10 protein-coding genes are annotated in these 10,858 nt (G+C 49.9%); 3 read left to right on the forward strand and 7 right to left on the reverse strand.

All coding sequences use genetic code 11. The annotated features are described in order from the left end of the window. Positions 1 to 122: 122 nt before the first annotated feature. Complete coding sequence (locus Q4488_RS18450) at positions 123 to 752, reverse strand: hypothetical protein (RefSeq protein WP_303582015.1); 630 nt, start codon at positions 750 to 752, stop codon at positions 123 to 125. 257 nt (positions 753 to 1,009) lie between these two features. On the opposite strand from Q4488_RS18450, the gene Q4488_RS18455 reads away from it, so the two are divergent. Both Q4488_RS18455 and Q4488_RS18460 read left to right on the forward strand, forming a co-directional pair. Further along, positions 1,010 to 2,284, forward strand: coding sequence for an ATP-binding protein (locus Q4488_RS18455; protein ID WP_303582017.1), 1,275 nt, complete (start codon positions 1,010 to 1,012; stop codon positions 2,282 to 2,284). Next, positions 2,274 to 2,825 (forward strand): response regulator transcription factor, encoded by a 552-nt coding sequence (locus Q4488_RS18460; protein WP_303582018.1) that lies wholly within the window; start codon positions 2,274 to 2,276, stop codon positions 2,823 to 2,825. Before Q4488_RS18455 ends, Q4488_RS18460 begins: the two co-directional genes overlap by 11 nt. 5 nt (positions 2,826 to 2,830) lie before the next feature. On the opposite strand, the gene Q4488_RS18465 is transcribed toward Q4488_RS18460, so the two are convergent. The 4 genes from Q4488_RS18465 to Q4488_RS18480 all read right to left on the reverse strand — a co-directional run bounded on the left by Q4488_RS18465 (position 2,831) and on the right by Q4488_RS18480 (position 6,723). Beyond that, positions 2,831 to 3,499 (reverse strand): energy-coupling factor ABC transporter permease, encoded by a 669-nt coding sequence (locus Q4488_RS18465; RefSeq protein WP_303582020.1) that lies wholly within the window; start codon positions 3,497 to 3,499, stop codon positions 2,831 to 2,833. A gap of 129 nt (positions 3,500 to 3,628) precedes the next feature. Further along, positions 3,629 to 4,099: a ribosomal protein S18-alanine N-acetyltransferase gene (gene rimI / locus Q4488_RS18470; RefSeq protein ID WP_303582022.1), complete on the reverse strand. Its 471-nt coding sequence runs from the start codon at positions 4,097 to 4,099 to the stop codon at positions 3,629 to 3,631. Then, on the reverse strand, positions 4,092 to 5,132 hold the full coding sequence (locus Q4488_RS18475; RefSeq protein ID WP_303582024.1) for a hypothetical protein: 1,041 nt from the start codon (positions 5,130 to 5,132) through the stop codon (positions 4,092 to 4,094). The genes rimI and Q4488_RS18475 overlap by 8 nt, the downstream gene beginning before the upstream one ends. A 52-nt stretch (positions 5,133 to 5,184) precedes the next feature. Beyond that, positions 5,185 to 6,723: a 2-isopropylmalate synthase gene (locus tag Q4488_RS18480; protein ID WP_303582026.1), complete on the reverse strand. Its 1,539-nt coding sequence runs from the start codon at positions 6,721 to 6,723 to the stop codon at positions 5,185 to 5,187. Between the two features lie 248 nt (positions 6,724 to 6,971). Here Q4488_RS18480 and Q4488_RS18485 point away from each other — a divergent pair, with 248 nt between their 5' ends. Then, the gene (locus Q4488_RS18485; protein WP_303582028.1) at positions 6,972 to 8,156 is read left to right on the forward strand and encodes a MalY/PatB family protein; all 1,185 of its coding nucleotides are present in this window, start codon (positions 6,972 to 6,974) and stop codon (positions 8,154 to 8,156) included. Between the two features lie 223 nt (positions 8,157 to 8,379). Here the strand turns inward: Q4488_RS18485 and Q4488_RS18490 are convergent, their stop codons facing one another. Continuing rightward, complete coding sequence (locus tag Q4488_RS18490; protein WP_303582030.1) at positions 8,380 to 9,384, reverse strand: prepilin-type N-terminal cleavage/methylation domain-containing protein; 1,005 nt, start codon at positions 9,382 to 9,384, stop codon at positions 8,380 to 8,382. A 343-nt stretch (positions 9,385 to 9,727) separates the two neighbouring features. Next, entirely contained in the window at positions 9,728 to 10,699 is a 972-nt protein-coding gene (gene epmA, locus Q4488_RS18495) for an EF-P lysine aminoacylase EpmA (RefSeq protein ID WP_303582032.1), read from the reverse strand. Positions 10,700 to 10,858: the final 159 nt, after the last annotated feature.

A 10,858-nucleotide genomic window follows, 5' to 3' on the forward strand; every position in this document is an offset into this window, starting at 1 on the left:
TCGCTGCACTGGCTTTCGCGTATCTGGCCATTCTAATGTCCGCAGAGAATATAACGGACTTATTCGCACCTTCCCTTAGCAAGGCTTTCAGCGCGATAGCGATTTCCTGCCCCGCCAAGCGGTTATTCAGAAAACCGCCAAGCTTTATCTTGCGGCACATATAAACTGGCCTTATTGATACAGCGCTGGCTAATATCGGTTGCCTCCGAGAATACAACATCTCGCCCTGCTGCGATTGTCCGAGTATAGAGTGGTGTTAACCAACCAAAAAAAACCGCCTCACATCGTTGAGTTTTTTGTACCCCAGCAAGCGCCTCTTCATGCCAGTGACAGGCATATCCCATTAGCGTCTTTGTGGCGCCACTAACAGAGGGCATCGCATAAGGAGTGAGGCTGATTTCGCGCAGCGGTTGCCGCCGTACTCGTGCGATATTGTCTGTTGAAAGGTAGGTGTAGACGGCATCTTGGGTTTCCCAGCGCACCTTGCGATAGGGAGTATAGTCCGTATCACCATGCTGCGAGGCTGCTCGCGTTAACCGCTCACCTGTTTCTTCATAGTAACGCGTCTCGGGTGTCGCAATAACCACCTGACGACCTTGCTTATCCGGTTGCTCATCAATCATGCGAGTTACATAGTGCTCATAAACGATCACATACGCCGGTGTTTCATCCGCGTCACAGCTCAGCGACGCTGATTCGCTGGCATGACAGACCAGCGCACTGAGCAGCGCAATAGGCAATAAGGCTGTCAATCGTTTATTACGCCCGAATATCAAACGCGTGTCATCCTCTAAGGTTATAAATCAATTACCTGATAACGGCTATGACGAGCAATCACGCCGCTAACCATTGCTAGCCATCACCACACGCCTCTACCTTTTAATCAGTCTTATTACAGGTTAAAGCAACGCTGAGGTATATCCTATATCAGCTAACGGAGTGCGACAATCTGCCACATTCATGACATAAGCCTCTTGGTTATAATTTCGCTTTCTGCCAAGCTAACGATATGAACTACACCAGCAATCCCCGCCATCAGCTGTTACAACTCAGCTACATTCGCACGATCACTATTTTTGGTCAGAGCGGCTTATTACTCTATCTTTTTTTTGGCCTGAACGTCAGCCTCAACTTTTGGTTCGTGGCGTTTGCTCTCTTAGCCATGGCGCTGCTTAATCTGCTATCTCTGTTACGCCTTCGCTCCCCTCTACCGCTGACGCAACTCGAGTTTTTCTTCCAACTAATCGCGGATATCGCCTTTTATGTCTGCTTACTGTATCAAATTGGCGGCGTAGGCAACCCCTTCTCCGCCTTGCTACTGATCCCACTGATTATTAGCGCCACATCGTTGCCGCGACAATACACTTGGTTAACCGCGCTATTAGTGACTATCAGCTATACCCTGCTGATGCGTTTTTTTATCCCCATTAGCCTGCCAGACACCGGTCATCAACATCAAGCTGCCGCTCTGTTAAATCTACATCTCGCCGGTATGTGGCTTAATTTTATTGTAACAACCATTTTAATTACCTGGTTTGTGGTCAATATTCGCGAAAACTTGCAACGTCAAGAACGTCAGTTGAAGCATGCCAGAGAATCAAACCTACGCAATCAGCAACTCCTATCATTAGCCACGATGGCCGCCGGCACGGCCCATGAAATGGGCACACCGCTAGCCACGATGCGAGTGTTACTCCATGAAATCAAACTAGACCATGGTGATGATACTGAATTGCTAGAAGATATCGATATTCTCCAAGCTCAAGTGGACAACTGTTCTGATCATCTAAAACAATTAGCCGAGTCGGTGCGACAAGAGCAGAATGAATCACGCTCGCTGCCCGCCAAACAATTCTTTCATCAAATCATGCAACGCTGGCAATTAATCCGACCAACCGCTCAGTTTAATCCGCCGATCATTAATCTGACCGATGCAGCTAAGGTGTTTAGCTCGATTCCCCTACAGCAGGCCTTCATCAATCTATTAAATAATGCCGCCGATGCCTCGGCAGACCCACTGCAGATTGAAGTGTCAGCCGATACGCAACAGATTATTTTTACCATTCGCGATCAAGGACCGGGCATTCCGTTAGAACAGGCGGAAAAACTCGGCAGCCCTTTTATCACGACCAAAGGCAAAGGCCTAGGAATCGGCCTATTTCTAACCGCCAGTGCGCTGGATAGTTATGGCGGTGAAGTCTGCTTATTTAACCATCCACAGGGCGGCACACTCACCGAAGTTAAACTTCCCATGATAAAAGAGAAACAACACCATGGACACTAACCCCTCAGCGTTACGCTTTCTGATTGTTGATGATGATGAAACCTTCTCTCGGGTTTTAAACCGTGCGATTAAGCGACGCGGTTACGACACCGCGGTGGCGGGCTCAGCAGAGCAAGCATTAACGCTGCTGGAAACATTTACACCCGATTTAGCCACACTGGATCTAAAAATGGGAGGCGCTTCCGGTATTAGCCTGATTCCTCAACTAAAAACCGTTAATCCGAATATGAAAATTTTAATTCTCACCGGTTATGCCAGCATCTCCACGGCGGTAGAAGCCATTAAATTAGGTGCCACCGATTATCTCGCGAAACCGGCGGATACCGATCAAATTCTGGCAAAACTCAAACACTCACTGCCAGACCCCGACGTTGAGATCGCCGATAAGCCGATGTCTGTTGGCCGATTAGAATGGGAACATATTCAGAAAGTATTGACCGAACATGATGGCAATATTTCTGCCACGGCAAGGGCGCTAGGCATGCATCGACGCACCCTACAGCGTAAGCTGCAAAAACGCCCCGTTAGAGAGGAACACTAATCGTATTATTGATCATCGATATATTTTTTCGCATCAAAGGTGCGAATCCAATCGGGATAAAATACCATCATGCCGGTCATAATAATGCCGTTAAGCAACCCTTCGGGAAATGCAATGAGCGGCAGAATCTGTATATACTCACGATAGATTTTTTCACCGCTGTAAACATTATCGATCCACAACAAAAAGCTCATACTCAAGCCGCCGGCTAAGGTTGCCGCCGCCGCGCCTAAAAACGCACAGAGAAACAGATAGATAAAGAAATTGGCAGGCAATTTCGCTTCCACCAGCCGCAGGATGAGATAACTAATCAATACCGGTATCACAATGGTACATAGCCCATTAATAGCAAAGCCATGCCAGCTTTCTTGACCGATCAGAGTCGTACCTAAGAGCGCCATGCTGGCCGATAAGATGGCCAGATTCCAGCCAAACATCAACGTTAACACCGTGACCCCGAGAAAATGAATACCTAAGCCAGGGGTGATACCCGCCCGCATCTGCCATAACACCACCAAACCCGCCGTCGTACCTAAGAACAGATGCTGCAATTGACGATTATTGAACAATGTCGACCAAGGTGCAGACCAGATAGCCGTAGCAAGCAGAACAAAATAGCTAATCTGAGCAACCCAAAACCAGAAGCCTGTAATCAGATCCGAAGTTAAATTCATATGCTAATCCGTTGATTGATGTTTCGTTAGCTAAACGTGACGGCCAACAGCGTCGAGCACGACGCTTGATGATCAGGATCGATGTTAAGTGGTTGATGCTATCGCGCGAGCCTCAATGACGCTGACCGTTTAAGCCTTTGAAGCCCGCTGTAACTGATCACAACTCATTAGAATTGCATCTTCGCTACCGCTAGCACTGGGGTAATAACCTTTACGGATACCATCCTGTTGATAACCTAAACGTTGATACAGGTTCAACGCGGCCTTATTCGCACGACTCACCTCTAACAGACATCGGTTAATCGCTTCATGTTGCAACTGAGTATGCACATAATGGATTAACAGCGTCGCCCAACCTTGCCCTCGATATTCAGACCTAACCGCAATCTGTAGTAACTCGGCTTCATCTAGCACCGTGGATAACAAGGCAAAGCCATGCAGTTGTTCATCATGCCATAAACCAAAACAACGATAACGCTCTCCCGTCAGATACGTTGTCAAGAGCTTGTTAGACCACGGAGGATCAAAGCCGTCGGCCTCTAGCTCAGCCAAAGCGGTTAAATCCGTCGTGTGTAACACCCCGAGTCTTGGCTTATTCATCGCTAATGGCGGAGTCCTGCAGGTGATTCAATAATGGTTGTAAATCACCCCAAACATCGCGCTTACACCCAGGCAACATCATCATCTCGGTGAGACTAGCAGATGCCAGTGTTTTGACCTGAGAGCGTAGACTAAAGAGTACACCGCGCAACTGATCTAGCGACTCATCACGTTCTAGCACCATCTGCGCCGCCGCTTCACCCAATAACAATACCGTACCGACCGGCGCTTTTTGTAAGCTTTTTCTGAGTTTATGTTGCACCGTCAAGCGCGCCTGTTGAGCCCCCTGATCCAAGGATTTGCTGGCAAACATCGGCCACTGCAAGGCGTAATAATCAGCGGTACTACCGCCAGTAAGGCCGATGGATCGGAGAATTTTATCCAATAATATCTGATGATGTGCATCCGCCTGACCACTGTTGTGTAATGACCGAGCGGACGCCGATACCGGCGGTAAGGAATCAATGACCAAGCAATCCTGATACAGCATAAACGCTAGTTTAAAAGGCGGCTGCGGGCGTAACTTAGATGGTGTCGATAACTCGCTGGAGGTGGCCGTCGTTGGCTCGCTCGGCTCGATCATTGCTGATGTCTGAGCTTGGGCCTGAACTTGGGCCTGATCCTGGGGGGCACACGATGCTTGTACATCAGACGTTATCCCTGCTGAACTCAGCGAAGCAACCGACGGATCGTTAGCAATAGTCGACTGATTGAGCTTAGCCGCGGCCTGCTTCGGCTTATCGGCCTCTGTCGGCGCATTCGCTTCACCGCTAGCCGACTGACGATCAGAACCAGCATCAAAACTAGCACTCAGCTCGGCGCGGGCCTGCTTGGCGGCCATGGCACGGTCGGCCGGATTGAAGATCGGCGCCGCCTTGAGGCCGTTCGCCGAAGGGGCCGTACCCTCAGCCTCTGGCCAACAGTATTCCCATACCCAATCCGGTGTCGACTGTGCGCCCGGGAGCGGCCGACGAGGCAGCCAGCTAACAATACCCATCGTTTGCAGATACTGATGACGCAGTGACTGCTCCATAGATTCTTCCTGTGACGCTGAGGCTTAGCCCAGCGTTTGAGTTAACGGCCGATTAGACTTGTGGATGGGCTTTTTCTTCGGTGGATTCGAGCATATTCAACGCATGAATATAGGCTTTAGCCGACGCGATAATGATATCGGTATCCGCCCCTAAGCCATTGACGATACGCCCTCCTTTTTCCAAACGCACCGTCACCTCGCCCTGAGAGTCGGTACCGCTGGTGATGGCATTAACCGAGTACAGCTCCAGCGATGCAGAAGATGCCACGATTGTCTCAATCGCTTTAAATGCCGCATCTACCGGGCCACTGCCTGCGGCTTCGGCGGTTTGTTCGCTATCATTTACCGCTATCGTGACTTTAGCCAACGGAGTTTCGCCGGTCTGCGAGTTCACCGCCAAGCTACTCAACTTAAACTTCTCGTAATGAGAGGCACGAGTATCACTCACCAGTGCTTGCAGATCTTCATCAAAAATTTCATGTTTTTTATCGGCCAAGTCTTTAAACCGAGCAAACGCGGTATTCAGTTCGGCATCAGACTCGAAGGTCGTGCCCAGCTCTTCTAATCGGGCACGAAATGCGCTGCGTCCAGAATGCTTACCCATCACCATTTTATTGGCATGCCAACCAACATCTTCCGCCGTCATGATTTCGTAAGTTTCACGGTGCTTCAGCACGCCATCCTGATGGATACCAGATTCATGAGCAAAGGCGTTGGCCCCCACAATCGCTTTGTTCGGTTGCACCGGAAAGCCGGTAACCCCCGATACCAGTCGAGATGCTGGCACGATCTGCGTGGTATCAATACCCGTGTGTAAGCCCAGTATATCCTGCCGCGTACGCAACGCCATCACGATCTCTTCCAGCGAGGCATTACCCGCTCGCTCACCTAAGCCGTTAATCGTACATTCCACCTGCCGCGCACCGGCATTGATCGCCGCCAACGAATTCGCCACGGCCAAACCAAGATCGTTATGACAATGCACCGAAAAAATCGCTTTATCCGCATTGGGAATGCGTTCGATTAACTGCTTAATGGTATAACCAAACTCATCCGGCACGGCATAACCCACCGTATCTGGAATATTAATGGTGCGCGCCCCAGCGTCGATCACTTTTTCAATGATACGGCACATAAAATCCAGCTCAGAGCGACTCGCATCTTCCAGCGAAAACTCGACATCACTGATTAGGTTGCGTGCGCGTTTGACCGCATACACTGCTTGCTGGACCACCTTCTCAGGGGCCATCTGCAACTTATACTTCATATGGATCGGTGATGTAGCGATAAAGGTATGGATACGCCCTGAATTAGCATTCACCAATGCCTCACCGGCGCGATCAATATCGGCATCCAGCGCGCGAGACAGTGAACAGATAGTACTGTCTTTAATCGTATCAGCAATCGCCTTAACCGAGGCAAAGTCCCCTGGCGAGGCGATCGCGAAGCCCGCTTCAATCACATCAACCCGCATCTTCTCCAGCTGTTTGGCAATCCGCAGCTTTTCGTCACGGGTCATCGATGCACCTGGACTTTGCTCACCATCACGTAGCGTGGTATCAAAAATAATTACACGGTTATTATCGGTCATGACCGGACTCCAAAAAACTGATTAACGACGGCGATAACAGTGCTGTAAATAGGCGCTAGTTAGTAGCCGGAAAAGGGATTAACGGGTGGCGGGACGGAAAGTGCGCAAAGGTCTATATTTGCCGGAAAATCAGGGCCGCATCCACTATATTATCTGATAGTGACTAATATAACTTCCTGATGGCTATTTGCAACTTAATGACGTACAAATAAACCTCTGTCAGCCTCTAAATTAAAGGGATACAGCCGATGAGTAAACGCGGGTTAAACAACCAGGATTCAGTTACACCGTTCGATCAAGCCGTCGACCGTCAAACGACCTCTAGCCAAAAGTGGGAAAAGTACCGCGATACCGATATTCTGCCGATGTGGGTAGCCGACACCGATTTTATGGCGCCACCCGCGGTGATTGAAGCGCTACAAGCACGGATTGATCATGGTATCTTTGGTTATACCAACACGCCTGCCGAACTCAATCAGTTGGTTATCGAGCGAATGCAAACCCTGTATCAATGGGATATTCAAGCGGAATGGTTAGTCTGGCTACCGGGACTCGTGTGCGGCCTTAACCTTGCCTGCCGCAGTGTCGGCGTGAGTCAAGCGGAAGTGATCACTGCCAAGCCGGTTTATCCGCCTTTTATGTCGGCACCACGATTATCTGACCGCCGCCTTATCACCGTACCGATGGTGGAAAAAGACCAACGTTGGCTGATCGATTTTGATGCTCTAGAACAATCCATTACCGACAGCACCTCACTGCTACTCTTTTGCAACCCGCATAATCCAGGCGGCACCGTTTACCGCCCAGAAGAGCTACAACAACTCGCGGATATCTGCCTGAAACATGAGCTTACCGTCTGCTCCGATGAGATTCACTGCGATCTGATTATGGAACCCGGCCTGAAACATACGCCCCTTGGCTCAATCAACACAGCGATCGCTGCCAAAACCATCACCCTGATGGCCCCCAGCAAAACCTTTAATATTGCGGGGCTCGGCTGTTCCTTTGCCATCATCCCTGACCCACAGCTACGCAAACAATTTCAGCAGGTACGTAAAGGGATCGTGCCTGATGTTAACCTGCTGGGTTATACCGCGACCATGGCGGCGTATAAGGAGGGCGGCGACTGGCATCAGCAACAGCTGGATTACCTCAAAGGCAATCGTGATTACCTGACCAAAGAGATCAATCAGATACCGGGCCTACGGCTCAATCCTGTGGAGGCCACCTATCTGGCTTGGATCGACGTATCGGCTGCGAAATTGGAAAACCCTGCTCACTTCTTCGAGCAAGCAGGGGTAGGGATGTCGCCGGGACGGGACTTCGGCGATGAGCGCTTCATGCGACTCAACTTCGGTTGCCCACGCAGTATGTTAATTGAAGCCGTTGACCGGATTCGCCGCGCGATGCTAAGCCACTTGCCTAGTGGGTGAAAACATGACTAAATGCGAGCACCCTACAACCTCTTAGTTAGGCGTGAGCACTGGTTTACTTACAAAGACAGGCCGTCTAGCTGAGGGCAGTAAATCCGTATTCTTTACAATCACCCAACTAAAAAGCGCGGTAATCACCGCGCCGTTTTACTAGATACAACCTCCATGTGCATAAGCACTACTACAAAAACCATCTCCATTTTAATAGCATATTTAGTCTTATTTATTTGACTCCGCAACCAGTTTGCCCGTTCCATTTACAGATTTTAGTCCCACTCGTATTAGTTATTTTATTACAAACGTTAGATTTCGTAGCAGAACTACACAATGCATCATCGGCTGCTGCTTGATCTGCCGCTGCTTGATCTGCCGCTGCCTGATCTGCCGCTGCCTGATCTGCCGCTGCCTGATCTGCCGCTGCCTGATCTGCCGCTGCTTGATCTGCCGCTGCCTGATCTGCCGCTGCCTGATCTGCCGCTGCTTGATCTGCCGCTGCTTGATCTGCCGCTGCCTGATCGGCCGCTGCTTGATCGGCCGTTGCTTGATCGGCCGCTGCTTGATCGGCCGCTGCCTGATCTGCCGCTGCCTGATCTGCCGCTGCCTGATCTGCCGCTGCTTGATCTGCCGCAGCATCGGCTGCCGCTTGGTCTGCAGTAGTACTTGTTCCGCCACCGCTACCCGAATCGCCGCCGCTACCCGAACCACCGCCGCTACCTGAACCGCTACCGCTGCCTGTGCCACCATCACTCGTGCTAACAACACTCGCTAGTGTACAAGTCGTCGATGTGCTACCGGTGCCGGAAATACAGTCGCTGGGCAAAAACTCACTTGAAACCCCAGATCCCTGAGGCGAGGTGCACTGCCAACCCGTAATATATTCATTGCTACAGGTAGGCACAAACTGTAAAACATTATTATCACCGAGCTTATCAAGCTTATACGCAACGCTAATAATACCGCCCGATACGGTGACTGCATCGATATAGTCCGTTTCATAATTATCTAAATTAAGATCCAGATCAGACCCACTAGCCGGTATCTCCCCCGACTCCATTAAATCACTAGCCATTTGTAGCTTCACGGGGCCAACCATAGCGAAGCCTTCAGATACCTGTGCCCTGGTTGTGTAACTAGTGTACGCAGGTATCGCTAATCCAAATAACACACCGAGTGCCGCCATCGCAATCAAAATTTCTATTAGGGTAAAACCGGAATGTTTTTTTTGCATTACAGACACCTTATATTCAAACGAACGCTTAACCCTTGCTGGTTAATTAATAAACAGTATAACATCGCCGACCCATGCTGATTGCCTTAGGCTATACTCTGATGCTCATTTTGGGGAGTCATCTTAATAAACTGATTCGCCTACTATCTAGTAGTCGCTAGTAGTCACTAATATCAGCCAATCAATCACTCAGCCAACAAGCCAATCTGGTTACGAGTACGTCAGAATAACAGACTCTAACAAACGTACTCACAATCAAAGCCAGCTCCCGCCAAGATAATAAGTGGAGACTGCTTAGGCTTATACTGCTCCCCGTAAAACAGAAACTTTATCATAACGGCGATCAAGCGCGTTCAAACGGTAAGCCGATGACATCGCTGATCCGTTGAGTGCCCAACACTTGCATCACTAGACGATCAACGCCAATCGCCACCCCCGCACACGTAGGTAAGCCACTCTTTAAGGCCGCCACTAATTGCTGATCGGTCGGTCTAAGTGGCAACCCTTCGGCTCGACGCTGCTCCATATCCTGCTGAAAACGGCGATGCTGTTCGCTACTATCCGTTAGTTCAAAATAACCATTGGCTAATTCAACTCCCGCAATAAATAACTCAAATCGACAGGCAATCCACTGTCCCTCAGCATTTTGAGCCGTGCGTGCCAGCGCCGCCTGACTGACGGGATAATCATAAACAAACACCGCGCCTTGATCCTTCAATTGCGGCTCGATCACATGAGACATCAGCAGGTTTAACCAGTTATCTCGGTTATCATCCTCCATCTGCACCTCGATATGCTGGCGCGTAATGGCGGTTAACTCGCTCACCGTTACCGTTTGCAGGTCTATTTTAAGATATTGCTGAAATAACTCGGTATAGCTGATGCGCGTAAAATCACTGAACCCGATTATCGGGCCGAGCAACGCTTCAACCTCATCCATCAACTGATGATGATCAAATCCAGGACGATACCACTCCAACATAGTGAATTCTGGGTTATGCCGCCGGCCGCACTCACCATTACGAAACGCCTTGCAAATTTGATAGATGGCACCGCTGCCAGAAGCCAACAAGCGCTTCATCGCATATTCGGGCGAGCTTTGCAGATAGCGCGTTTGTTCTTGCTGACCCGGCAAGGGCTGATAACGACACTCAATCGTATCGATATAAGGGTCACTCACCGCCGCCGACATCATCAATGGCGTTTCGACTTCAAGTACATCACGCGCAGCAAAAAAAGCACGAATCTGTGCCAGAATATCGGCTCGTCGCTGAAGATTTTCAATCGATGCGGTTGCCCGCCACTGCTCACTCATGGAAATCACTCATTAATAGAAATAACGGTTGTTTCGAATAGACTGGGAAAGAAAAAGCGGTATGTCTATTAGGTTAAAAAAAGGCATACGCCCACCTAAGAGAGCCTGTACATCGCCGCTCCTGCGCATCCATGCGCCCGCGGCATACGCCCACCTAAG

Origin of the sequence: Amphritea sp. 1_MG-2023 (assembly GCF_030547545.1) — a bacterium.
In the GTDB taxonomy this organism is placed as follows: domain Bacteria; phylum Pseudomonadota; class Gammaproteobacteria; order Pseudomonadales; family Balneatricaceae; genus Amphritea.